The organism is Pedobacter agri, assembly GCF_032678665.1.
Lineage (GTDB): Bacteria > Bacteroidota > Bacteroidia > Sphingobacteriales > Sphingobacteriaceae > Pedobacter > Pedobacter agri_A.
Genome location: NZ_JAVTSH010000002.1, coordinates 180627 through 206729 on the forward strand (window position 1 = coordinate 180627; position 26103 = coordinate 206729).

Annotated in this window: 22 protein-coding genes; 15 read left to right on the forward strand and 7 right to left on the reverse strand. The window is 38.5% G+C overall.

Translation table 11 applies throughout. The features are described 5' to 3' along the window. The 5 genes from R2Q70_RS04310 (at nt 1) to R2Q70_RS04330 (ending at nt 6064) form a co-directional block, all read left to right on the forward strand. Nucleotides 1–1149 carry a cysteine desulfurase family protein gene (locus R2Q70_RS04310; protein ID WP_316806420.1) on the forward strand — a complete coding sequence of 383 codons (1149 nt, stop codon included), beginning with the start codon at nt 1–3 and terminating at the stop codon, nt 1147–1149. A gap of 929 nt (nt 1150–2078) precedes the next feature. Next, entirely contained in the window at nt 2079–2282 is a 204-nt protein-coding gene (locus R2Q70_RS04315) for a hypothetical protein (protein WP_010603361.1), read from the forward strand. Between the two features lie 72 nt (nt 2283–2354). After that, on the forward strand, nt 2355–3254 hold the full coding sequence (locus R2Q70_RS04320) for an MBL fold metallo-hydrolase (RefSeq protein WP_316806421.1): 900 nt from the start codon (nt 2355–2357) through the stop codon (nt 3252–3254). Between the two features lie 471 nt (nt 3255–3725). Further along, entirely contained in the window at nt 3726–5057 is a 1332-nt protein-coding gene (locus R2Q70_RS04325) for a cytochrome ubiquinol oxidase subunit I (RefSeq protein ID WP_316806422.1), read from the forward strand. 2 nt (nt 5058–5059) lie between these two features. Further along, nucleotides 5060–6064 carry a cytochrome d ubiquinol oxidase subunit II gene (locus tag R2Q70_RS04330; RefSeq protein ID WP_316806812.1) on the forward strand — a complete coding sequence of 335 codons (1005 nt, stop codon included), beginning with the start codon at nt 5060–5062 and terminating at the stop codon, nt 6062–6064. Between the two features lie 606 nt (nt 6065–6670). Here the strand turns inward: R2Q70_RS04330 and R2Q70_RS04335 are convergent. After that, nucleotides 6671–8218: a M20/M25/M40 family metallo-hydrolase gene (locus R2Q70_RS04335; RefSeq protein WP_316806423.1), complete on the reverse strand. Its 1548-nt coding sequence runs from the start codon at nt 8216–8218 to the stop codon at nt 6671–6673. A 169-nt stretch (nt 8219–8387) separates the two neighbouring features. On the opposite strand from R2Q70_RS04335, the gene R2Q70_RS04340 reads away from it, so the two are divergent. The 5 genes from R2Q70_RS04340 (at nt 8388) to R2Q70_RS04360 (ending at nt 16758) form a co-directional block, all read left to right on the forward strand. Then, complete coding sequence (locus R2Q70_RS04340; RefSeq protein ID WP_316806424.1) at nt 8388–11108, forward strand: valine--tRNA ligase; 2721 nt, start codon at nt 8388–8390, stop codon at nt 11106–11108. Nucleotides 11109–11380: 272 nt separating this feature from the next. Continuing rightward, the gene (locus tag R2Q70_RS04345; RefSeq protein WP_316806425.1) at nt 11381–12244 is read left to right on the forward strand and encodes a sugar phosphate isomerase/epimerase family protein; all 864 of its coding nucleotides are present in this window, start codon (nt 11381–11383) and stop codon (nt 12242–12244) included. Nucleotides 12245–12275: 31 nt separating this feature from the next. Next, the gene (locus R2Q70_RS04350) at nt 12276–13631 is read left to right on the forward strand and encodes a Gfo/Idh/MocA family protein (RefSeq protein ID WP_316806426.1); all 1356 of its coding nucleotides are present in this window, start codon (nt 12276–12278) and stop codon (nt 13629–13631) included. Between the two features lie 111 nt (nt 13632–13742). Then, a complete protein-coding gene (locus tag R2Q70_RS04355; protein ID WP_316806427.1) occupies nt 13743–15110 on the forward strand; it encodes a DUF1080 domain-containing protein in 1368 nt (455 codons plus the stop codon). A 448-nt stretch (nt 15111–15558) separates the two neighbouring features. Then, nucleotides 15559–16758, forward strand: coding sequence for a Gfo/Idh/MocA family oxidoreductase (locus R2Q70_RS04360; protein ID WP_316806428.1), 1200 nt, complete (start codon nt 15559–15561; stop codon nt 16756–16758). Nucleotides 16759–16924: 166 nt separating this feature from the next. Here R2Q70_RS04360 and R2Q70_RS04365 read toward each other — a convergent pair whose 3' ends face one another. Beyond that, complete coding sequence (locus tag R2Q70_RS04365) at nt 16925–17383, reverse strand: type I restriction enzyme HsdR N-terminal domain-containing protein (RefSeq protein WP_316806429.1); 459 nt, start codon at nt 17381–17383, stop codon at nt 16925–16927. Between the two features lie 216 nt (nt 17384–17599). Between R2Q70_RS04365 and holA the strand changes: the two genes are divergently transcribed. Next, nucleotides 17600–18622: a DNA polymerase III subunit delta gene (gene holA / locus R2Q70_RS04370; RefSeq protein WP_316806430.1), complete on the forward strand. Its 1023-nt coding sequence runs from the start codon at nt 17600–17602 to the stop codon at nt 18620–18622. A 40-nt stretch (nt 18623–18662) separates the two neighbouring features. Here the strand turns inward: holA and R2Q70_RS04375 are convergent, their stop codons facing one another. Beyond that, the gene (locus R2Q70_RS04375; RefSeq protein ID WP_316806431.1) at nt 18663–19028 is read right to left on the reverse strand and encodes a hypothetical protein; all 366 of its coding nucleotides are present in this window, start codon (nt 19026–19028) and stop codon (nt 18663–18665) included. 189 nt (nt 19029–19217) lie between these two features. Here R2Q70_RS04375 and R2Q70_RS04380 point away from each other — a divergent pair, with 189 nt between their 5' ends. Continuing rightward, nucleotides 19218–19622: an EVE domain-containing protein gene (locus R2Q70_RS04380; protein ID WP_316806432.1), complete on the forward strand. Its 405-nt coding sequence runs from the start codon at nt 19218–19220 to the stop codon at nt 19620–19622. A gap of 71 nt (nt 19623–19693) precedes the next feature. Here the strand turns inward: R2Q70_RS04380 and R2Q70_RS04385 are convergent, their stop codons facing one another. The 3 genes from R2Q70_RS04385 to accD form a co-directional block, all read right to left on the reverse strand. Further along, the gene (locus tag R2Q70_RS04385) at nt 19694–20881 is read right to left on the reverse strand and encodes a sodium:proton antiporter (protein ID WP_316806433.1); all 1188 of its coding nucleotides are present in this window, start codon (nt 20879–20881) and stop codon (nt 19694–19696) included. Between the two features lie 70 nt (nt 20882–20951). Continuing rightward, nucleotides 20952–21473 carry an acyl-CoA thioesterase gene (locus tag R2Q70_RS04390; RefSeq protein WP_316806434.1) on the reverse strand — a complete coding sequence of 174 codons (522 nt, stop codon included), beginning with the start codon at nt 21471–21473 and terminating at the stop codon, nt 20952–20954. Nucleotides 21474–21694: 221 nt separating this feature from the next. Next, entirely contained in the window at nt 21695–22540 is an 846-nt protein-coding gene (accD, locus tag R2Q70_RS04395; protein ID WP_316806435.1) for an acetyl-CoA carboxylase, carboxyltransferase subunit beta, read from the reverse strand. 390 nt (nt 22541–22930) lie between these two features. Between accD and fbaA the strand changes: the two genes are divergently transcribed. The 3 genes from fbaA (at nt 22931) to R2Q70_RS04410 (ending at nt 25066) form a co-directional block, all read left to right on the forward strand. After that, nucleotides 22931–24010 (forward strand): class II fructose-bisphosphate aldolase, encoded by a 1080-nt coding sequence (gene fbaA, locus R2Q70_RS04400; protein ID WP_316806436.1) that lies wholly within the window; start codon nt 22931–22933, stop codon nt 24008–24010. 151 nt (nt 24011–24161) lie between these two features. Continuing rightward, a complete protein-coding gene (locus R2Q70_RS04405) occupies nt 24162–24644 on the forward strand; it encodes a low affinity iron permease family protein (RefSeq protein WP_316806437.1) in 483 nt (160 codons plus the stop codon). Then, nucleotides 24644–25066, forward strand: coding sequence for a GNAT family N-acetyltransferase (locus tag R2Q70_RS04410; RefSeq protein ID WP_116167537.1), 423 nt, complete (start codon nt 24644–24646; stop codon nt 25064–25066). Before R2Q70_RS04405 ends, R2Q70_RS04410 begins: the two co-directional genes overlap by 1 nt. Before the next feature lie 138 nt (nt 25067–25204). On the opposite strand, the gene R2Q70_RS04415 is transcribed toward R2Q70_RS04410, so the two are convergent. Beyond that, nucleotides 25205–26065, reverse strand: a complete 861-nt coding sequence (locus tag R2Q70_RS04415; RefSeq protein WP_316806438.1) for a hydroxymethylglutaryl-CoA lyase — start codon at nt 26063–26065, stop codon at nt 25205–25207. Between the last annotated feature and the right edge of the window lie 38 nt (nt 26066–26103).

The following is a 26103-nucleotide window of genomic DNA, read 5'->3' on the forward strand; positions in this document are numbered from 1 at the left end:
ATGAAGAGAGTTTATTTAGATAACGCAGCTACAACGCCTCTGGATAAGGAAGTGATTGCAGAAATGACAAATGTGATGGAGAACTCTTTTGGTAATCCATCGGCTATTCATGCGCTTGGTCGCGAGGTGAGAACTCTGGTAGAAAAGGCTCGTAAAACAGTTGCCAATCTTCTTGGCGCCTCTCCATCCGAAATATTTTTTACTTCGGGAGGTACCGAAGCTGATAATACGGCTATTCGCTGCGGTATTTCCGCGTATGGAATTAAACATGCCATCACTTCAAAAATTGAGCACCATGCAGTTGAGCATACCTTAAATATGATGCTTAAAAATGGCGAAATTGATAAATTGAGTTTTGTTAATATCGATGAGAAAGGTAATGTTGATTATGCGCATTTGGAGGAATTGCTTGCCAATAATGAACGCACTTTCGTTTCATTAATGCATGCCAACAATGAATTGGGTACCTTAACCGATATGATTAAAGTTGGCGATATCTGCGAGAAATACAATGCCATTTATCATGCCGATACGGTTCAAACCATGGGCCATTACACACACAATGTACGAGAACTGAAAGCTCATTTCATCGTTTGTGCGGCACATAAACTTCATGGCCCGAAAGGCGTGGGTTTCCTGTACGTAAACAGCAACATTAAAATACCACCGATGATTTATGGTGGCGCACAGGAGCGTAACATGCGTGGCGGAACAGAAAATGTTTACGGCATTGTAGGTTTGGCGAAAGCTTTGGAAATTGCTTATGCAGAAATGGAGCAACACCAAAACCATATTCAGGGTTTAAAAGATTATTTGAAAGAGGCTTTAATTGCCGAAATTCCTGGTATTGGTTTCAACGGCGAAACAGATGCAGATAAAAGCCTTTACACGGTGTTAAACGTGTCTTTCCCGGAAATGGATATGGCCGATATGTTGTTATTCAATTTAGATATCAACGGCATCTGTGCTTCGGGCGGTAGTGCTTGTTCTTCAGGATCAAACATTGGTTCACATGTTTTAAATGGCATCAAGGCCGATCCGAATCGTCCTTCTGTTCGCTTTTCTTTCAGTAAATACACTACAAAAGAAGAGTTGGATTACGTTATTGAAAAAGTAAAAATGGTGGTTAAGCAAAATGCTTTAGCCTAAAATATCATTAACCAAATAGGAACAGTCTCGGAGTAATTCGGGACTTTTTTTATGCCTATTATTTCATCGCCGTTGTCATGTTGAGCTTATCGAAACATAAAGATTTTCTGTTTATTGGAAAGCAATAGCAGCCCTTTTTTAATTTTAGTCCTGCTTTCTGTTCCCACAAAAGTAGAAAAGCTTTTTATTTCCACGTCAATCAGGTTCAAGATTACTAGGGTTTGTGGTGCTTGGGAATATAAAAATTACCCGCCTACTGAGCGGAAAACATTCGTAAGATTGCCACTGAGACACAGAAAGCGCTGAAAGATGAGGTAGATTAAACAGTCTGTGGGCAAACTTCCAAAACATCAGCAACGTTTCAAAATACCCCTTGCATATCCCAAAACAAAAACTTATATTTAATTAAGATAAAGGCAATCCAAAGCCAATAACAATTAGTTCCTCAACGAAACCTTATCAAAATCCCATGGTATAAGGTTAGACAAATTTTACAACAGCTTATAAATTCCTGAGTTGCAACTCAAGAATACATTCGTTCTAAAATTTATTCAACCCACGAAAGCAACCAAGCTTTCTATAAATCTTATCGTTATGGAAAATTATGAAATCACTCCACAATCAACAAATCTTGAGACTGGAAAATCTTTAGCAGACAGAAAACACATTTATAAGTTTATTCTGACGCCGTTTTCGTTTGAATCTTCCCATCACTTCAATAAAATACATAAAAGGAAATTTAATTCATTTGGATGTATACACGATTTCAGGAAACTATCGGGATCGATGCTTTGAATTTATAGTTTTAAGTGAGTTTGCGCTTTTGAAACGAGGGCATGGCAAAACTATGTTAAAACTCATTCTTAAAACAACTATCACAAACAAAATAAATTTTTACTTGTTCCTATAATACATCAATTGAAAATACTATGGGAACTGATAAAGAAAAAGGCAAAATCATTGAGAATGAATTGCTAGATAAAACAGCCGAGGATATCAAAGAAAATAGAAACCTTGATGATAACAAGTCATCAAAAGTTGCTACTAATTTATTTGATAAAGATAAAGGACGTAAGAACAATGCTTTTGGTCCGGGTCACGAACCAGGAACTACACCAGGTTCAGGAATCTAACCAATTATTACAAGCAAGTTTATTAAATTTAAGCCACAGCATTTGTTGTGGCTTTTTAAGTTAATTTGAAAAATGGAAAGAAGAAATTTTATTAAAAACTCAGCATTAGCAATGGCCTTGCTATCAATTTATAAAAGTGATGCATTTGCGCAGCAGGAAATATTCCGGGCATATAATTTCAAGCCGCTAAGAAATAATGTTGGTATTTTTACTGAGCAGGGCGGAACCATTGGCTGGTTAAATTCTTCCAACGGTTTTGTGGTGGTAGATTCGCAATTTCCGGCTTCTGCGCCACATGTAATTGAAGAATTGAAAAAACTGGGTGAAAAGCCATTCAAGTATTTGATTAATACGCATCATCACAGCGACCATACGGCGGGTAATATTGCTTTTAAAGGTTTAGCAGAGAAGGTTGTGGCACATCAAAACTCGCTGGTTAATCAAAAAAGAGGAGCCGAGAAAGCCAATAATTTAGATAAGCAGTTGTTACCTGATACTACCTTCGGCACAGGCTGGAAAGCGCCCGTTGGGAACGAAAAAATAAGTGCTTATTATTATGGTTCTGCACATACCAACGGTGATGCCGTTTACCATTTCGAAAATGCAAATATTGTGCATGTGGGTGATTTGGTTTCCAACCGGAAATATCCTTATATCGATAGAGAAAACGGAGCACATATCGGAAACTGGATTGCCGCACTGGAAAAAATTCACAATCAGTTCGACAACGATACACTTTTTATCTTTGGTCATAGCCGCGAGCCGGAGAAAGTAACCGGAAATAAAGCTGATATTAAAGCTTTCCAAAACTATCTTCAAAATTTATTAACTTTTGTGGGTGCGGAAATCAAAGCAGGAAAATCGAAAGAGGATATCTTAAAGGCAACCGCTATACCCAATGCTCCTGAGTGGCAGGGAGAAGGAATTCAGAGAAGTTTAACAGCAGCTTATGATGAGTTAAAGGGCGTATAGGATTTACAAGATAACCACCCGGACCCCTCCTTGAAATAAGGAGGGGAGTAGCTCAGTGCTCTAAATAAGCGTTCGTAAGAACACAAAATTTCCGATTAACGCACCCGGCATTAGAAAATTTGGCAGCAAAGGCTAATTAAATTTTGTTGCATTACCACTCCATAACCGATCGAATCAAGAAATCCTACGAGTGAAGTAGAATCTTAAATACATCACAATTGTTCACACGGCCTAGGATTTCGGATAAAATTTATTAAGTATTTGCAACAAAGGTTCGAAAGCCTTGATTTTTGCTCCACTTTTTATCAAGAAAAAGTGGAAAGCCTGTCTGGCTAAGACAAAAAATAACTATCAAATCTTTTTTCAATTTATAAACATTCTATATTTAAAATAAATCCTAACCGTAGTATCTAAACTACTTAAGCTTAGGCCTTATCTGTTATATTTGCGTTACACAAATCCAAATCAGATATGGATGATTTTTTAGCAGCCCGCTCCCAGATGGCCTTATCATTAGGCTTTCATATTATTTTCTCATGTATCGGAATGGTAATGCCCTTTTTTATGGCCGTATCGCACTACAAATGGCTAAAAACAAATGATGAAGTTTATAAAAATTTAACTAAAGCCTGGAGTAAAGGTGTGGCTATCTTCTTTGCCACAGGAGCGGTTTCCGGAACAATGTTATCTTTCGAACTTGGCTTGCTTTGGCCAAAGTTTATGGAACACGCCGGACCAATCTTCGGAATGCCCTTTTCTTTGGAAGGAACAGCCTTTTTTATCGAAGCAATTGCCTTGGGGTTTTTCCTTTATGGTTGGGATAAGTTAAATAAATGGTTTCATTGGTTTACGGGAATGGTTGTTGGTGTCAGCGGATTGGCGTCGGGAATCTTAGTCGTGGCTGCAAATGCCTGGATGAATAGTCCGGCAGGATTTGATTTTGTGAATGGGAAATACCTGAATATTGATCCCATCCAGGCCATGTTTAATAAAGCCTGGTTCTCGCAGGCATTACACATGTGTTTGGCTGCATTTACAGCTACAGGTTTTGCCGTTGCGGGGGTTCACGCTTTGATGATTCTTCGAAATCAAAACAAAGTATTCCATTTAAAAGCTTTTAAAATTGCGGCAGTATTTGCTTGCATAGGTGCTTTACTTCAACCCTTAAGTGGCGATATTTCGGCTAAAGATGTGGCAAAAAGGCAACCCGCCAAGTTGGCTGCTATGGAAGCCCTTTATACTACTGAAAAACCTGCTCCATTACTCATTGGTGGAATTGTGAACGAAAAAGATAAAACCGTAAAAGGTGCGATAAAAATACCCGGAGCATTAAGTTTTCTGGCTCATGGCGATTTTAAAGCAGAAGTAAAAGGCTTGGATCAAATTCCCGCAAATGAGCAGCCACCAGTAGCCATCACACACTATGCATTTCAGATAATGGTCGGTATCGGAACTTTGCTGATGCTCGTTTCCTTAATTTACTTTTTCATCCTGTTCAGAAAAAAACCACTATTGGAAAAGAGGTGGTTATTAAAATTGTTCGTGTTAGCTATCCCGTTGGGTTACATCGCCTTGGAAGCCGGATGGGTGGTAACAGAAGTAGGGCGTCAGCCATGGATTATTTATGGAATTATGCGTACTAAAGATGCCGTGACACCGATGCCGGGTATTGCATTTTCATTTTACATTTTTTCCGCTATTTACCTTTCACTAAGTGTTATCGTAACGTTTTTACTTTATCGGCAAATTAAAATGGTTCCGGTGTTGTATAATCATCCAGGCTCAAAAACCTCAACTCATTAATGATGGAATACGTTGTAATTACCTTTTTATGTTTAGGGATTTTGCTTTATTTCCTATTGGGTGGAGCAGATTTTGGTGCTGGTATCATTGAGCTTTTTACCTCGACGAAGAATAGAAGTAGAACCCGCAAAACAATGTACCAGGCCATTGGGCCCGTATGGGAAGCTAACCACATGTGGCTAATTATCGCAATTGTGATTTTGTTTGTAGGCTTTCCGCACATTTACACCACCATGTCGGTTTACCTCCATATTCCTTTGCTCATTATGCTTATCGGCATCATTGCCCGAGGCACAGCGTTCGTATTTCGCCATTATGATGCCATTAAAGATGATATGCAATGGCTATACAACCGGATTTTTAGGTATTCGAGCTTTGTTACCCCGCTATTTTTAGGCATCATCGCCGGAAGTGTGATATCAGGTCATATCGATACCGATGCGAAGGATTTCCTTTCGGCTTATGTTTACAGCTGGTTAAACTGGTTTTCAATTGCAGTAGGCTTATTCACCGTAGCGCTCTGCGGTTTTCTTGCGGCCATTTACCTTATTGGCGAAACGGATAACGATCATGATAAACGCAGGTTCATCAAAAAAGCAGAGTACATGAATATTGCTGCTGTAATATTTGGTGCAATGGTCTTTATCGCCGCCCAATTCGACCACATCCCATTAATTGATTGGGTTTTTAAAAATACGGTTGGGCTTACCGCTATTATTTTAGCAAGCCTATCTCTGATTTTGCTCTGGTATCTTTTGATTAAAGGTAAAACTCAGATATTAAGGGTTTTGGCTGGTTTTCAGGTGACGATGATTCTAGTAGCTATTAGTTATGCGCATTTTCCAAATTTTATCCGATTGAAAAATGGTGAAGCAATTTCCCTTTTTGAAACCGTTGGCCCACCGAAAACCATTTACAGTTTGGGTTTAGCACTATTGTTGGGCAGTATCTTGATCCTTCCTTTTCTCGGTTATTTGTTTTATAAGTTTAAAAAGAAAGAAGAGTAATAGCTTTTTCACATTGCGAGGTACAGCTTGCCCCGACAGTTCGGGGAAGCAATCTCAATGCTATTAAAAATCAAAAAAGCTTTTGAAAAGCAAATGCAGTAATCCTCGGCTCCGATAGTCCCGCTATCGTTCCAATCTTTTTTAACTTCTATCGTTCGTTTTTTCATCGTCATTGCGAGTAGTAACGTCGTGTCATTCTATTAAATTCAGATTAATAAAAAAGTATTTCCACTTTATCGGGTTTAGGAAGAAAGCGCATTGCATGGAAACCACTCAAAACGGTGATGCATAAAGTTAAATAGGAACAGAACCTAAGCCAAGAATAACAGGTTTTGCGCTTCAAAATAAAATTAGCAATAATTACATTTCATTTAGGGTAACCCGAGAAAAGGTCTTCCAGTTTAGTTAAATGTTTCTAACTTGTTAAAAGATTTCTCCGCTACGGTCGAAATGACGATCGCCCGATTTTTAAATTTTAGCCTAGACAAACTTATCTCTTGCGAAATGAAATAGAGTACTTGCTCTATTTTATAATGGAAATGTTAGCCACGCATAAAAAAAGAGCACCTGTTTCCAGATGCTCTTTCAAAATATGTTTAATTTCTACTACAAACCACCTTTTCTGGTTGCTTTTCTGGCTTCTGGCCAGGCAGCTGGTTTTCCAGTACGTTCGTTTACAGGTAAATCAGTAGCTTTTTCTGTCGAAGTTTTTTCTGGATCTTCACAAGCCATATAAACCATAATCGCAGCTAAAATTACATTGCTGCGAATTTCATCAAAAACTAATTTATCATAGCTATCACGATTGGTGTGCCAGGTATAAGTTCCGTAATCCCAGCTGGTAGAGCTTAATGAATAACCCAAGGCACCTGCCGCTACAAATGATGCAAAATCAGAACCTCCGGCACCCGGCATACCTGGGAAACTTGTTTTAATCTGGTTTTTAATGGTATCAGGAACGGCAGCCAACCAACGTGTAATGTAATCTTTAGATTTAGCAAATCCTTGTCCGCCGATATTAACCACTCGACCAGTTCCATTATCCTGATTAAATAAAGCCTGTAAGTTTCCTACAATTTCCGGATGATCTTCTACAAAAGCTCTGGAACCATTTAAGCCTTGTTCTTCACTTCCCCAGTGCCCAACTAAAATGGTGCGCTTTGGATTTGGATAGAATTTCTTTAAAATGCGCATGGCTTCCATCATCATAATTGTACCTGAACCATTATCGGTTGCGCCACTTGCGCCATCCCATGAATCAAAATGAGCGGAAAGCATCACATATTCTTTAGGTTTTTGCTTGCCTTTAATCTCTGCCAAAGTATTAAAAGTTGGTACTACGCCATGTTCTTTCGATTCTGATTCAATCTTTAGCGTTGGTTTGTTTCCACTTTGTGCCAAACGGTAAACTAAACCATAATCTTCTACAGATAAATCCAATGTAGGGATCTTCGTGGTATTTGCACCGAAAATTTTATCTACTCCAAATCCTTGCGACCAGTTATTGATAATGATACCTGCAGCTCCATTATTTTCAATGGCTAAGGCTAAATTTTTAGCATTTAAACCCGTTTTTGCCATGCCAGCACTCCAGGCTTTCAAAGCATCTGCTTTATCTTTTTTATATTTTTCAAATAAGTCTTTCGTAGCGAATTCTTCCCAGTTTTTTTCTGGTCGACCAGAAAGTTGGTTCATAGAAATTAAAACCAACTTACCTTTTACATTTGGCAACCATTTTTGAAAAGAAACTGAATCGGTAATTGCCGGAAGAATAATGGCTTCAGCATTAATTGCTTTTCCGTTTGTTGATGGACTCCAGGCCAATTGGGTACCTTCTAAAGTTCTTAATCTTGGACTAACTAAATCGATGTGCGTTACGCCACGTTCCCAGCCACGCCATTCGCCCCATTTTTCATTTTTTGCCGAAATTCCCCAATCGCTGTATTTTTTAACTGCCCAGTCGTTGGCTTGTTTCATTTGTGGCGAACCTACTAAACGTGGTCCAACAACATCTAAAAGCTCGTGAGCAAGTTTCTCTAATTGTGAGTTTTCGTTAACCTCTTTAACAATGTTGTCGATTACTTTCTTGTCTTGCGCAAAAGCAAAAGAGGAAGTAAGCAGAAGTAAGGTTGGAAAAAGTAGTTTTTTATTCATTTCAGTTTGCTTAATTGATGGGCTAATTTACGTAATTGAGCAATGGGAGCGCTAATGTTAATGGAAATGTTGCAGTCACCAAGCAGCGATCTTTCTCCTTTTAGCTTTCTCTGCTTTAGGCTTTCAGCTTTGCGCATAATTAGCTATTTTTGGGCTTTTAATATAATTCATGAACATTTCCACCAAGTACAATCCTGCAGAAACAGAAGATAAATGGTATAGCTATTGGCTATCGAAAAAGTTTTTTCATTCAGAACCTGATGAGCGTGAGCCTTACACTATTGTAATTCCGCCGCCGAATGTTACTGGAGTGCTGCATATGGGGCATATGTTAAACAATACGATTCAGGATGTTTTGATTCGTAAAGCCCGTATGCAGGGTAAAAATGCTTGCTGGGTTCCAGGCACTGACCATGCTTCCATCGCTACGGAAGCGAAAGTTGTGGCAATGTTGAAAGAGCAGGGGATCAACAAAAAAGACCTTTCCCGTGAAGAGTTTTTTAAATATGCCTGGGAATGGAAGGAAAAATACGGCGGTATTATCTTGGAGCAGTTGAAGAAACTGGGTGCCAGTTGCGATTGGGACCGTACACGTTTTACAATGGAAGAAGATCTTTCTGAAGCCGTAATCGATTCGTTTATCCATTTATACAAAAAAGGTTGGATTTATCGCGGTATCCGTATGGTAAATTGGGATCCTGCAGGTAAAACAGCGGTTTCTGATGAGGAAGTGATCCGTAAGGAAGTTAATCAAAAGTTATATTACATCAGGTATAATATTGTTAGTCCGAAAGTCGGAAAGTCGGATGATATAGATGCCAAATCTCCAGACAAAGGACTTCAGACTCCCGACTACCTTGTAGTTGCAACTACTCGTCCGGAAACCATTATGGCCGATGCAGCAATTTGTATCAACCCGAACGATGAACGTTTTGCGCACTTGAAAGGTAAAAAGGTTTTCGTTCCACTTGTTAACCATGAAATTCCGGTTATTGAGGACGAATATGTTGATATTGAATTTGGTACAGGGTGTTTAAAAGTTACACCAGCGCATGATTTAAACGATTATGAGTTGGGTGTGAAACATAATTTGCCTGTTACCGATATTTTAAATGATGATGGAACTTTAAACGAACTGGCGGTTATTTTAGTGGGCGAAGACAGATTTGTTGCCCGTAAAAAGATTGCCAAAATGTTGGAAGAAGCTGGTCATCTGGATAAGGTTGAAGACTATAAATCGCAGGTTGGTTTCTCTGAACGTACTGATGCGGCCATTGAACCAAAACTTTCGATGCAATGGTTTGTGAAGATGAAGGAAATGGCTCATCCGGCTTTAGATGATGTTTTAAACGGCGACGTAAACCTGATTCCGAATAAATTTGAAAATACTTACCGCCATTGGATGGAAAATGTTCGCGATTGGAACATTTCTCGTCAGCTTTGGTGGGGACAGCGAATTCCAGCCTGGTACGATGACAAAGGAAACTGGGTTGTTGCTAAAACAAAAGATGAAGCTTTAGAGGAATTCTGGAAGAAAAAACATTTGGATGAAAGCTGTTCAGAAACGGAAAAGGCAGGATTTAAACATCAACTGGAGCCTTTTTTAAGGCAAGATGAAGATGTAATGGATACCTGGTTTTCATCATGGTTATGGCCAATTTCTGTTTTCGATGGTTTTAAAAACCCTGATAATAAAGATATTAATTACTACTACCCAACCAATGATTTGGTTACCGCACCGGAGATTTTGTTTTTCTGGGTGGCACGTATGATTATGGCCGGACATGAGTTTATGGGCAAAAAGCCATTTACGAATGTTTACTTAACGGGTATCGTTCGCGATAAGCTGGGTCGTAAAATGTCTAAATCGTTAGGTAATTCGCCTGACCCAATTGGATTGATTGAAAAATACGGTGCTGATGCAGTTCGTGTGGGCATGTTGATGTCTTCTCCGGCAGGAAACGATTTGATGTTTGATGAAAGCTACTGCGAACAAGGACGTAACTTCGCTTCGAAAATATGGAACGCTTTCCGCCTGGTTAAAGGTTGGGAAGTAGATGAAAACCTAGAAAATCCGAATACACAGGCGATTTCCTGGTTTGAAAACCGTTTCAACGAAGCTTTGGTAGAAATTGAAGCAAACTTCAAGCAATACCGTTTATCGGAAGCTTTAATGACAACCTATAAATTGGTTTGGGATGATTTCTGTGCCTGGTATCTGGAAATGGTTAAACCTGCATACCAACAACCGATCGACGCGGAAAGTTACAAAGCAACGGTTGGTTTCTTCGAGCAAATCATCAAGTTATTGCACCCTAATATGCCTTTCTTAACGGAAGAATTATGGCATGATGATTTGTTTGGTGAACGCGGCGAGCTGGATTGCTGCATTGTTGCCGAATTCCCGAAAGGTGGAGCAATCGATGAGCAATTGCTAAAAGATGCGGAGGTAATCAAAACCGTTATTGCGGAGATTAGAAATGTGCGTAACCAGAAACAAATTTCGCCAAAAGAGGCTTTGCCTTTGAGCTTGAAAGTGAACTCTGATATTAATTACGAAAAATGGCTAAACATTGTTTTCAAATTAGCCAACGTTTCTGAAGCTGAAATTGTAAATGATAAAATTGCAGGTGCAGCGGCTTTCATGGCTGGAAAGGATGAGTTTTTCATTCCTTTAACCGAAAATATTGATGTTGATGCAGAACGCATCCGCTTAAATGCTGATTTGGTTTACCTGCAAGGTTTCCTGAAATCAGTTGATGCAAAACTGAGCAATGAACGCTTTGTACAAAATGCTAAACCCGAAATTATTGCCAACGAACGCAATAAAAAAGCAGATGCAGAAGCAAAAATCAAGATAATTGAAGAAAGCCTAACGATGTTGGGATAAAATACGTATCAAATTTTTTTTTTTTGATAAACCCTTTAGAATTCAGTTTTTAAAGGGTTTTGTTTTTTAGGCGCTCGCTAAGGTCAACCAAACCTATTGCCTTAGTTCCGGTGATGAGTTTGTTAAACCGTTTCTAAATTGTTACTAAACCGTTTTACAATCTTTCATCTAAAAGCACTATTTTGTGGTAGAAAAAGCGCTCAAACGCTGCTAACCAAATTTCAATTCATTATTCACATTTTGCCGTTAATGAATACTTAACTTAATTGAGAATGAGCGTAAAAACTGTAATCATCCTATTTCTCCTTTTGCCTGTAGTTTTTAGTTTTCAATCAGATAAGAAAACAATCATGCCATTGGGAATTGTAGCATCGATAGAAAAAGACAGCCTCATACATGCATCTGGATTTAAATTGATGGGAGAGTCGGTGGGCAAAATGATTTCTCCTTCACTAACTGAAGAAAAGTTTACAGAAAATTTAGCACGAATTGAAAAGCTTAAGACTAAACTATACATGTGCAATGTGATGTTTCCTGGTGATATGAAAATCGCTGGTCCAAATGTAAATGATACAACTGTACTTGCTTACGCAGATCGGTTATTTGCCAGAGCGCAGAAAGCAAAAATAAAGGTAATTGTGCTCGGGAGCGGAACAGCCCGGCGGTTGCCAGATCATTATGATGTGAAAAAAGCAACAGCAGACTTTGTGGCTTTGAGCAAAAAAATAGCAGTAATTGCCGCTAAATATCAGGTGAAGATTGCACTCGAAAATCTTCAGAGCAAAGAAACCAATTTTATCAATACAGTGAAATCGGCAGCGGAAATTGTAAGGTCGGTCGACCATCCAAATTTTAAACTTAATGCTGATATTTTCCACATGCGACGAGAACATGAGCCGCCTCAGCATATCATCGATGCAAAAGATTTGCTAATTCATTGCGAAATCGCCGAAGATGCCGAACGGACACTACCAGGAATTAGAGGAGATGATTTTACACCATACCTCGAAGCTTTAAAAAATGCCAGCTACAAAGGGCCAATATTTGTCGAAGCCGGAAGTAATTATTCCGAGGCGCAAATGGCTTTTTGCGTTCAAGTTTTAACCAAACAAATCGAAAACGTTTACAAAAACTAATCACATCAACCCTTGCTATTAAACCAACATTATGGAAAACTCCAGAAGAAAATTCATTAAACAATCTGCCATATTCGCTGCGGCTACCTATGCGGGTAGTATGGGCATGAGTGCGAAAAGTTATGGCAGAATCATTGGTGCCAATGATCGCGTACGCGTAGGTGTGGTAGGCTTTTCAGATCGTTTTAAAGATACTTTGCTGCCTTGTTTTTTAAATCACAACAAGGAGTTGAACTTTGACATTGTTGGCCTTTCAGATCTGTGGAATTATCGCCGGGATTTAGGCATTGCCCATTTGAAAGAAAAATTCGGGCATGATATTAAGGCCTGCAGAAATAACGATGAACTTTATGCTACAAAAGATTTAGATGCCGTAATTATCAGCACAGCCGATTTTCAACATGCGTTGCATACCATTGAAGCAGTTAAGGCCAATTGCGATGCTTATGTGGAAAAGCCATTCGCAGAAACCATGGATGATGCTAAAGCGGCGTTAAAAGCAGTAAAAGCAACGGATAGAATTGTGCAGATTGGCTCTCAACGCCGGAGCGGTGAAAACTATGTAAACGCAGCAAAATTCATTCAGGATGGAAAATTTGGGCCCATTACCGCGGTAGATTTGGTTTGGAATGTAAATCAGCCTGGCCGTTGGCGCAGACCAGATTTAGTGGCTAAACTTAAGGAAGAAGATATCGACTGGAAAAGATTTTTATTAAACCGCCCCAATGAAGCTTTCGATCCAAGGAAATATTTAGAGTATCGTTTATTCTGGCCATATTCTTCAGGCATGCCAGGTCAGTGGATGTCGCACCAGATTGATACCGTTCACTGGTTTACCAATTTAAAGCATCCAAGAAGTGTAGTAGCCAACGGTGGCATTTACACCTGGAAAGATGGCCGTAGAAATTGGGATTCGATGGTCGCAGTTTTTGACTACGGTCAGCCAAACACCGAAGATGGGTTTCAGGTTACTTTCACTTCAAGAATGCAAAATAGTGTGGGCGATGTGGGCGAAGTGTATTATTCAAACGGAGGAGAATTAAACCTGATCACCAATAAAGTATCGCCAAAGGGTGGTTTAAAGGAACGTGAAGCTGCGGCAATGGGCATGAAAGCTAATTTGCTGCCAGAATTTGACTTAAGTAAAACCGAAATTAAAGCCGCAACGGGCGCAAACATGGGTGGAGATTCACTGACATCCGGTCACATGAGAAACTGGATGGAATGCGTTCGCAGTCGTAAAACACCTAATGCACCAGTAGAAGCAGGTTATTCGCATTCTATTGCCAATATCATGACCAATGCTGCTGTGCGAACCGGATCGAAAGCAACTTTCGATGAAGGCAAACAGGAAGTGATTGCCAATGGAAAAGTTTTTAAATATTAATCATTCAATCCATCGTCATTGCGAGGTACGAAGCAATCTTACAACGATCGCTATCTAAGCGCAAAGCATTTAGGTTGCTTCTTACCTCGCAATAACGACAAACTCAAAAACATGTTAAACATCAGAAAATACAGTATTCTTGCCCTTTCCTTTATCAGTTTATCCGCCGCTGCGCAAAAGGTAAAACCACTTTTCGATGGCAAAACCTTAACCGGCTGGAAAGCTGTTGCCGGAGCAGCACCCTACAAGGTTGAAGATGGAATGATAGTAGGTACCATGACTAAGGGAACACCAAATTCATTTTTAATTACTGATAAAGAATACGGAGATTTTATCCTTGAGCTCGATGTGAAATTGGAGGGTGAAACCACCAATTCTGGTATCCAAACCCGCAGTCATATCAAACCAGAGGGTAACAATGGTAAAGGTTTGGTTTTCGGCAGGCAGGTTGAAATTGATCCTACGCCCAGGGCCTGGACCGGTGGAGTTTACGATGAGGCCCGACGTTTATGGCTTTACCCGCTGGAATTAAATCCTACAGCAAAATCATTATATAAAAATAATGAATTTAATCATTACCGCATCGAAAATATCGGCAATGAACTTAAAACGTGGGTGAATGGAAAACCTGTTTCTTACGTCATCGATACCCTTGATCAGGCTGGATTTATAGGTTTGCAGGTTCATGGGATAGGGAATAATCTAGAGAATGATGGAAAAAAAGTGTACTTTAAAAACATCAACATCCAAACAGATGGCTTGAAACCCAAAGCATTTCCTAAAGGGATTTATGCCGTGAATTTTACGCCAAATACGCTATCGTCTTATGAACAATCGGAGGGATATAAGCTGCTTTTTGATGGAAAAGGTAACGCTGGTTGGGTAGGCGCACATAAAAATGCCTTCCCTGAAAAAGGCTGGAAAATTCAGGATGGCATCATTAGCGTGGAACCTTCAGGTGGTGCGGAATCAACCAATGGCGGAGACATTGTAACCAAAGAAGAATTCTCCGCTTTTGATTTATCGTTCGAATTTAAATTAACTCCGGGCGCCAATAGTGGCGTAAAATATTTCGTTACTTTGAATGAAAAAAGCGCTGGTTCGGCTATCGGTTTAGAATACCAGGTTTTGGATGATCAACTGCATCCTGATGCCAAATTAGGTAGGGATGGTAACCGCACTTTAGCTTCGCTTTATGATTTAATCACATCAAAAAAAGAAGCCCGTTACCTTCGTCCAATCGGCAGCTGGAACAATGGCCGTTTAATCGTTTATCCAAATAATAAGGTGGAGCACTATCTAAATGGTGTAAAGGTTTTAGAGTATGTTCGTGGTTCAGAAGAATTTAAAAAGCTTGTAGCCATCAGTAAATACAAAGACTGGAAAAACTTTGGTGAGGCTGAGAAAGGGCATATTCTACTTCAGGATCATGGAAACAAAGTAGACTTTAGAACCATAAAAATTAAAACATTAAAGTGATGGCCGTATTTGTTTTTTGAAAATGAGCGCATGCTTGTAATGGCAGGCTGCAGCCCCGCTATTCGCTGCAATTTTTTAAATTACTTTTGTCATTCTGAGGAACGAAGAATCTGTTTCATCGTTAGCAGATGCTTCGTTCCTCAGCATTGACAGCATAGTTGCGTTGGTGCATATTTAAAAAGATTTCCGCTGCTATCGGGTTTAATATGAACGTTGCTGCATTAAATCCCACCCAAAGGCAAATGCCAGCAGTTAAATAGCCCCGACATAAACGGATTCCGATTTAAGCATTGTCTTAAATTTTTGAAATTATGCTTGCTTATTTCACAGGTTTCATCGGAAGAAGTATTGGCGGGACTATCCGCTCAAAAGGACTACAGGTTTTGCGCTCCAAAAAAAAATATATTTATCATTAGCTTTCATTTAGAAAAAGATCAAAATTCATATCATGCACCGTCGTTCGTTTATTAAAAAGTCAGCACTATTGGGTTCCGGTTTATTTGTTGCCGATGCAGCGTTTGCAAACCTGGGTTTAGATCGAGAAAAGATAATCAATATTGCGATGATCGGTTGTGGAGATCGTGGCAAAGGAGTGCTGTCAGTGATCAAATCCATGCCCATGAAATTTAATATTTCGGCCTATTGCGATGTACTCGATTTTCGATTAAAAGAAACTGAAAAATATGTTCCTGCGGGCGCAAAACCCGTTAAAGATTACCATAAAGTACTGGATGATCAAAAAATCGATGCTGTTTTCATCGCAACACCCTTAAGTGAACACTTTAAGATTGCCAAAGATGCTGTGCTTGCCGGTAAACATGTTTATGTAGAGAAAACCATGACTTACAATATTGCTCAGGCCATGGAACTAAAAAAACTGGTTAAAAAATATCCGAAGCAGGTTTTTCAGGTAGGTTATCAATACCGGTATTCGCCGCTGTATTTCAAAGTGAAAGACATGATTCAAAGTGGCTACCTGGGCAAGGTTTCGCAAATCGATTGCCGTTGGGATAGGAACTGGAATTGGCGTCGTGCAGTTGCTGATCCAGCTTTAGAAAGACAGATCAACTGGCGCATGTACAAAGAATATTCAGGCGGGTTGGCTGCCGAATTGTTATCTCACCAGATTGATTTTATCAACTGGGCTTTTGAAACCCAGCCAGATGAAATTACTGGGACAGGAGGGATCGATGTTTTTAAAGATGGTAGGGAAACTTACGATAATATTCAGGCAACACTTAGGTATAACGAAAAGGGCATGATCGGAAATTTCGGCGCAACCTGTGGCAATGCCCGCGACGGCTATCTTTTTAAAATTAAGGGTACCAGAGGTTCAGTATCATTACTTACCAGCACCGGCTTGTTTTATCCTGAAGAAAGCACCAGAAAAGAATTGGGTATTGTAGACGGGGTAACCGGAGCCACTAAAATTGTTGTTAATCAGGATGGTGGTATCCCGATTCTGGATAAAGCCACCCAGGATGGAACAACGTATGCATTAGATGAATTTTACAAATCGATAATGAACCAGACGCTGCCTGCTTCAAATATTAACACCGGCACCCAGGCTTCAATTTGTGTGGCCATGTGTAATGAAGCCATTTATACCGGAAATAAACAGCTCTGGAAAAACGAATATGATTTATAAAGTTATCTCATCATCATTTCGATTGGAACGCAGCAAAACAGAGAAATCTTTATAATCAGTTTCTATTTCTCAACTTGTCATCCTGAGCTTGTAGAAGGAGTTGTAGAACAGGTCTTCGACTACTCGGGCCGAAACTTCGGGAAGCTCGGACTTACAGGCTATTCAACTACAGCGCTAAATAATCAGGCATTTCAGGAACAAAGACAAAACTTCCCTTATCAAAATCCATTTTGGCGTATATATGTTGTAAACCATTAGTTAAAACAATCCATTTTGCCTGATGAATGGAATTATATCTCGATGCCTGTTCAAAAACGGATGGCGTGATTTTAACTTTTGGTGCCTTGCATTCGATTAACATCAGTTTTTCTCCTGCAGTGTTGTAAACCAGGATATCGCTGCGCTTCTGTAACTGATTTAAAACAAGTCCACCTTCGATTTGAATTAGTGTTTTAGGAAATTTCTTGTTGGCTATGAGGTCTTGTATGAAATGCTGACGAACCCATTCTTCAGGAGTTAAAACCAGGTGCTTTTTCCTTAACTCATCAAAAATGAAAACCACATCATCTTTTTTACTGATTTTAAATGGATACGGTGGAAGGTTAAGTGGGGTAGGATTAAACATCTTGGGTTTTAAATAAGCAATTACCAATCATCAATCGAACAATCATCAATCAAACAATTAAGCAATTCAACAATTAAGCAATTCAACAATTAAGCAATTAACCAATTAACGAATTAACCAATTCACCAATTGAACAATTAAGCAACAAGCGCCAAAGTTAATATTGTTTATAAACATTTGCTCAATTCATAAAAGCTAAATTGTAATTTTACGGCAATGACTGCTTCCGAAATTATCAAAGACATCAAAGCCCGTAAATTTAAACCGGTGTACTTGTTGCATGGCGAAGAATCGTATTATATCGATCAGGTAACCGATTTCATTGAAGATAAATTGTTGAATGATGCCGAAAAAGGTTTCAATCAAACTGTTCTGTACGGGAAAGATACCGACATGGCAACGGTTTTGGGTGCTGCAAAGCGATATCCAATGATGTCAGACTATCAGGTGGTTATTGTTAAGGAAGCGCAGGATTTGAAATGGGGAAAAGATGATGGTGGGAGCAAGGAAGCTGAATTTGTACTGAGCTATTTCGAAAAGCCTCTGCCAAGTACCATTCTGGTATTGGCTTTTAAATATGCTAACTTCGATAAACGTAAGAAAATATACAAAGCCATTAGCAAAAGCGGTTTAATTTTTCAGTCAGATCCGGTGCGTGATTACAAACTGGTTCCCTGGATAGAAGAATTTATTAAGGAAAAAGGTTATAAAATCGATCAGCAGGCTTCAGCTTTGATGGCAGAATATTTAGGGACTGACCTTTCAAAGATCGCCAATGAAATTGAAAAGCTGATGCTTAATGTACCGAAAGAGGTTACGATTAATGCAGATCTGGTTCAAAAAAATATTGGAATTAGTAAGGAATATAATGTTTTTGAACTCCAGAAGGCTTTAGCCATTCGCGATGTTTTGAAATGCAATAAAATCATTAACTACTTCTCAAGTAATCCAAAAGCCAACCCAACGGTAATGGTACTCGCTAATTTGGGCGGTTATTTTACCAAACTTTTAAAATACCATTATATTCCCAATAAAGCAGATGCGGCATCTGCACTTGGTGTACCACCATTTTTTATTAAAGATTACGAAGTGGCCGCAAGAAACTACAATACAGGTAAGGTTTTTCAGGTAGTGAGTTTATTGAGAGAATATGATTTAAAAAGCAAAGGGCTAGATAGCTCTGGAAATGTAACCGACGGCGAACTTTTAAAGGAATTGGTTTTTAAAATAGTACACTAATGCTTTAAATATTTCGTGAAAAACGATGCTTAGCCTTTAGTTAGAGTGTTATCAATGCAGAAATTCCCGCTAGTACAACAATAGCGCCTGCAATAATGACATATTCGCCCGCACCTTTTCTGTGCGAAGTTTTACTATAAGCAAAATTGCGATAAGTTTTAACGTAGGCAGAATCTCTTAACAAAGTGGTATCTGAAACGTTTTCGACTCTTGGCTTGAAATAATCAGAGGTTCTGCCACTTTTCCCTTTTCTGTAAATTTTCAGGTCCGATTTACTTAATTTAAAATTTTTAACGTCATTTCGGGCAACTTCTTCTTGTCGCAGAAGTTTTTTATGCGATTGTGCAAAAACATGGCTTCCGATCATCGAAAGCAAAAGAATTAAAAGCGTATATTTTATTTTCATGGGAAGGGATTACTGTATCAAATTTAAATAAATTTTTTGTAGTATAAGTACTAATTGCATGTAGTTAAACGCATTTTTTGTGTAAAATGTTTTATATAAAAAAAGCCTGTTTTTCCCATCATATATTGATGATTAAAACATTAATTTATCGTGGAAATTGTAAATTTGAGCCTTAAATAAATAAAGCAAATGAATCATTGGTTAGTCAAATCAGAACCTTTTAAATACAGTTGGGAGAAATTTAATGAAGATGGGCGTACCTTTTGGGATGGCGTTCGCAATTATCAGGCCCGTAACAACCTGAGAGAGATGAAAGAAGGCGATTTAGTGCTGTTTTACCACAGTAATGAAGGTAAGAATGTGGTAGGAATCGCGAAGGTGGTAAAAGAGTTTTATCAGGATCCAACAACCGATGATAAAAACTGGGTTGTGGTTGATTTATCGCCTGTTGAAACTTTGAAAAAGCCTGTAACTTTGGAGCAGATTAAAGCAGAACCTAGCTTAGCCGACATTTCGCTCATACGTCAGGGACGTTTATCGGTAATGCCGTTAAAAGCAACAGAATTCGATAAAATTCTAGAAATGGGAAGTTAGTTTCCTTTATATTTTCTGAAAAATTACTCGAACAACAAGCAATTTCAAGTCTATAAAATTGCTTGTTGTTTTTATGCCGTAGTTTCTTCCACTTTCCGTTTACTCAACGCAATGCCCAAAGTCATTACCAGACTTGATCCCAGTACCACCAGGAACAAAAAAGATGTGCCTACCTCGGGTATTTTCAGCGAAGCTGGCAGGTTGAAGTACAGCAATATACTGATGAGTCCCCGTGGAGCAATATATAGGATGGGTGCAATAGAATCTTTCTTGAAAATTTTGAGGAAAAATATTCTGATCACATAAATTGAAGCGAGGATGAATAAGCCATTTCCTATAATGGGTAAATTGTTCAGCTCCTGAACGTTCATGGTAAAACCGAAAATCACAAAGAAGAATGTGCGTAAAATAAATGCACTCTCGGCTGATAACTGGTAGAGTTGAGATAAATCAGCCGATAGGTTTTTGTATAAAAATATACTTCTAAACCATACATTCTGTATTGCATCAGCATTATTTAAAAACAAACCTGTACTTAATATTAAAACAAGCGACGATAGGTGATAGGATTGCCCGATTGCGTAAACTAATATTAAGATCGATATGATCAGGAAGAATTTAATGTGATGTACCAATCTCCCCATAATATACAACAACACCACACAGGCTATTGCTGAAAGTAAAATAATTAAGAAGGTACTTAAACCAAGTCCAATAAAGGCCGAGGTTGTAATGGAATGATTGGTTATGGCAAAGTTAAAAATAATGATCCCCAGAATATCGGAAAAAGACGATTCATAAACAACAAATTCTTTATCTTTTCCGCCCAATGCCGCTGCAGATGGGATAGCAATGGCCGAACTAATTACGCTAAAAGGAATTGCATTGGCAATGCAGGTATATAAATCTTTGTGAGATATCTGGTAGATAATAACCGTAATTAACGTTGCTGTACCCAACAGAATCGTGAGCGCTGAGAAAAATGCACTTTTAATGATTTTATTTTTATTCTGGTCGTATTTAAGTTCCAGCGATCCCTCAAATACAATCAGAATTAGCCCTACGGTGCCAAGTGTAGGTAAAATAGACAGAAAATTAAAGGTGTGGATATTCAGGTATTCTACCAAAAACCTTAAGCCAATACCAAGCAATAGCAATAGTAAAACCGACGGTATTTTGGTTCTACTCGCCACTAAATCAAACAGATATGAGAAAATTACTAATCCGCTTAAAATAATCAGAATGGTGTATGTAGTCATAATTTCGAGCGAATGATGAATTGCTAAAATAAAATAAACCTTTTAAGCACCAAGAAGTTTTTTGTAAAAATTACGCTTTAAAGAAGAGCGCTTTCAATTCACTGGCATCATCTGGATGCATTTTGCCACCTAAAACCAGTCGCAATTGTCTGCGTCTTAACGCACCATCAAACAGATCGATTTCTTCGGGTGTTTCAGGTACTAATTCAGGAACCGGTATCGTTCTGGCACTTTGATCAAATGCTACAAAAGTGTAGTAAGCCTCATTACTTTTCTGGCGGGCACCACTCGGAATATTTTCAGCCCAAACATCTAAACGAACTTCCACCGAAGTATTAAATGCTCTGGTTACTTTAGCTTCGATGGTGATCACATCGCCTAATTTTATAGGATGTTTAAAAGAAACATTATCTACTGAAGCGGTAACTACAATGCGGTTACAATGTTTTTGCGCCGAAATGGCTGCAGCGATATCCATCCAATGGAGTAAGCGGCCACCCATTAAATTATTTAAGGTATTGGTATCGTTGGGCAATACCAATTCATTCATAATGGTAAAACTCTCTTTGGCAAATTTCTTTTTCCGACTCATATTCGAGCGCAAAAGTAAGTAAAATGTAACTTAAAATTTCAATCTATTAATGAATGGGCGTTGCCTTCCTGTTGAAATTGAGTTTACTTTTAATTTGTAAACAAAAAAAGCTGGACTTAAAATAACCAAAGTTATTTAAGCCCAGCTTTTTGTATGATACTTCAAATGCCAATTAGTCTATCCGTTCAAATGAACCACTGACTAATGAACTATTGATCAACTTAATTATTCATCATCTTAATAAAAGCGCCTAATTTAGCTTTCATGGCTCTTCTATCAACAATAAAATCAAGGAAACCATGTTCCAATACAAATTCAGAAGTTTGGAAACCTTTAGGCAAATCTTTTTTAATGGTTTCTTTAATAACCCTTGGACCTGCGAAGCCAATTAAAGCACCAGGTTCAGCAATGTTGATATCACCAAGCATGGCATAAGATGCTGTAACGCCGCCAGTTGTTGGGTCAGTTAATAAAGAAATATATGGAACTTTAGCCTGACTCAATAAAGCAAGTTTTGCTGATGTTTTAGCCATTTGCATTAACGAAAATGCAGCTTCCATCATACGGGCACCGCCTGACTTTGAAATCATCAGGAATGGAATTTTATGTTTAATGCTGTAATCAATTGAGCGGGCAATTTTTTCTCCCACAACCGAACCCATTGAGCCACCAATAAACGCGAAATCCATACAGGCGATTACAATATCCTGACCTTCAATTTTGCCTACTCCCGATCTGATTGCATCTTTTAAACCTGTTTTAGCCTGGCTTTCAATGATTCTATCAGTGTAAGGTTTATTATCGTTAAAGTTTAATGGATCGCCGGAAGTTAAGTTAGCAAAAAGCTCTTTAAATTCATTGTTATCAAATAAAACTTCAAAATATTCTTTAGAACCTACTCTCAAGTGATAGTTACAGTAGTGGCAAACGTATTTGTTTTCCTGAAGTTCTGCCTGATGAAGCGGTTTTTTGCAATTTGGACACTTATTCCACACGCCATCTGGTGCCTCTTTCTTCTCTTCGGTGGTGGTAATGATACCTTTATTTTCTCTCTTAAACCAAGCCATATAATTTTTTAAAGAATTGGATTGCAAAGAAACGAAAAATATAATTAAGATAAAGAATTACCAATGATCAAATTAGAATCAAATGCAGATCATTAATTAACAACCAATAATCAAATTTCAATGATCAGACTGGCAAGCGCACCAACAATTCGTATAAACCAATATATCATCAAGCATCAGCAGGCTGAGTTTTCTAAAAAGCGTTGCCGGGTTTGATTATTGATCATTGTGAATTATTTATTCCACAAGTGTGTGTTTTTTACACTAAGGATAATGTGCTATTTACACTAAACAGCCCTTATTTGGTTGTAAGGCAAATAATTCTGTTGTTACAAAAGCTTGGAATGTTAATTTTTTTTTTAACTTCGGACTTAATAAAATTAACAAGAGATGAGTTTAAAAGGCTACAAAGGCGTAATTTACGGAGATGCCGTTCAAGAATTGTTTGAGCAGGCTAAAAAACATCAGTTTGCTTTACCAGCAGTAAACGTAACCGGTACAAATACGGTTAACGCGGTATTGGAAACTGCTAAGGCAGTAAATTCGCCTGTTATGATTCAATTATCAAATGGTGGTGCGCAATTTTACGCAGGTAAATCTTTAGATAATGAGAAATTACAGGCATGTATTTTAGGTGCTGTATCGGCAGCTAAACATGTACATTTATTGGCAGAACATTATGGTGTTGCCGTGGTTTTACATACCGACCACGCCGCTAAAAAATTGTTGCCTTGGATTGATGGCCTTTTAGATCATGGTGAAAAATTCTTCGCTGAAACAGGAAAACCGTTATTTTCATCACACATGCTTGACTTATCGGAAGAGCCGATCGAAGAAAACATGGAGATTTCTGCAAAATATTTTGAGCGCATGGCGAAAATGAACATGACGATCGAAATTGAACTTGGTGTTACAGGTGGCGAGGAAGATGGTGTTGATAACAGCGATGTAGACAGCTCGAAATTATATACACAACCAAGTGAAGTTGCTTATGCTTACGAAGAATTAAGCAAAGTTTCTCCACGTTTTACAGTTGCTGCAGCGTTTGGTAATGTACACGGCGTTTACAAACCAGGTAATGTGAAATTACAGCCAGTTATTTTGAAAAATTCTCAGGATTTTATCAAAGAAAAATTCAACTTAACTGCAGAGAAACCTATCAATTTTGTTTTCCACGGTGGTTCAGGTTCTTCTCAGGAAGAAATCAGAGAAGCGATTTCTTATGGTGCAATCAAAATGAACATCGATACCGATATGCAATGGGCATTTTGGGAAGGAATTTTAGAATATTATAAAAAGAACGAGGCTTATCTTCAAGGCCAAATCGGTAACCCTGATGGTGATGATAAACCGAATAAAAAATATTACGATCCACGTGTTTGGTTACGTAAAGCTGAAGAAGCATTTGTTAAACGTTTAACGCTTGCATTTGAAGACTTAAACTGTATCAACGCAAACGATAAACTTTAATATTTGAATGTTAAAGTGTTATAACGTTGGAACAAGCTAACTTTACAACGTTACAATTTTTTTAACATTCAAGCTCAGAACGAAAGCGCCATTGGTAAAAAACCGATGGCGCTTTTGTTTGTTTATGATTATATTTAATCAAATAAATGTGATGACAAAAGCTAAAAACCATATCAAGAAAAATAATTTTTTTGAGAAATTCGCCAATGCTGCAACAAAGTTTACAGGCAGTTCAGTTGCATTTATTGCTGCTACAGCTATCGTAATGATCTGGGCGGTAACTGGTCCGGTTTTTCATTATTCAGAAACCTGGCAGCTGGTGATTAACACAGGCACAACAATTATCACCTTTCTGATGGTATTTCTAATTCAGAAAGCGCAAAATAAAGACGGAAAAGCAATCCAGCTAAAATTAAATGAACTTATAGCCGCTCAACAAGGCGCAAGCAACCGTATGGTGGATATTGAGGATTTAAGCGAACGCGAACTGGATCAGTTGCATAAATTTTATGTTACGATTGCCACACTTGCCAAGAAAGAGGCCGATATTCATTGCTCGCACTCCATAGATGTGGCGAAAGAATTAAACGAATCAAAATTAAAAACGAATAAACATTTTAAAAAGCAGAAGTAATGAGTTTACAGGTTCAAAAAGTTATCCATCCCGAAGATTTAGACAAAGTATTTGCTATACGTAAAATTGTATTTGTAGATGAGCAAAATTGCCCGCCTGAACTGGAGTGGGAGAACGAAGATGTGTCTACTCATTTTCTTGCTACCCAAAACGGACAACCTTGTGGTGCTTGCCGCTGGCGTAAAACAGATAAAGGATACAAGCTGGAACGTTTCGCAGTATTGAAAGACTTTCGAGGTCAGGGTGTTGGAAGGGCATTAATTGCCGAAGCGCTTTCTGATTTACCTGAAGATGCACATTATATTTACCTCAATTCTCAGCTTGATGCAGTAAGTTTATATGCTAAGTTTGGTTTTGTTTCTGAAGGTGATCAATTTGAAGAAGCCGGAATTCAGCATTTTAAAATGGTAAAGAAGGTTTAGGTTTCTTCGTCATTGTGAGGTACGAAGCAATCTTAAAGCATTAGCAATAATATTGAAGTGTTTTAATTGATTTAAATCTTACCCAAGTTGTAGGATTGCTTCTTACCTCGCAATGACGACTCAAGTAAAATTTATTATTTACCCAAAAATTCTTCCTGATAAAAGCATTGCCTCATTCCACTTTTCCATGTTGAGATTGAGTTCTTCGCCTTTTGAATTTAAATAACTGATGACATCTTCCGTTGCGATGTTTCCTGTTAAGTCATCAGCAGCCATTGGGCAACCTCCAAATCCCTTCAAAGCTGAATCGATTCGCTTTACACCACAATCGTATGCAGCTTCAATTTTTTCAAACCTTTCAGTAGGAGTGGAGTGTAAATGAATGCCAATTTCTGTGCTTTTAAATTTTGTAATCAACTGTGGCAAAATCGCTGTTATCTTTTCGGGAGTAGAAATTCCTACTGTATCGGCTAGTGAAAGAATCTCCACACCTTTGCTAACCAATACATCTGCCCATTTCTCCACAATTTCATAATTCCATTCATCTCCATAAGGGTTGCCGAAACCCATTGACAAATACACTACAGCTTTTTTGTTGTTTTTGGCGCAGAGGTCGAGCATTTCTTCTACAGTAACAAGTGATTGCTCAATGCTAGAATTGGTATTGCGCTGTTGAAACGTTTCTGAGATCGAAAAGGGAAATCCGAGGTAACTAATCTCCTTATGCAAAACAGCCTGCTCTACACCTCTTAAATTGGCTACAATAGCCAGTAACTTTGTCGCGGTATTACTCAAGTCTAAGTTGGCTAAAACTTTTTCAGTATCTGCCATCTGTGGAATGGCTTTTGGTGATACAAAACTCCCAAAATCGAGCGTATCGAAACCAACCTGCATTAATAAATTTAAATATTCTGATTTTAGTTCGGTAGGAACAAAGTCATGTAATCCCTGCATGGCATCACGAGGGCACTCTACTAATTTGAATTTGTCTCGGCTCATATGATCTGGTTTAACCGCAAAGTGCGCAAAGTTTTTCG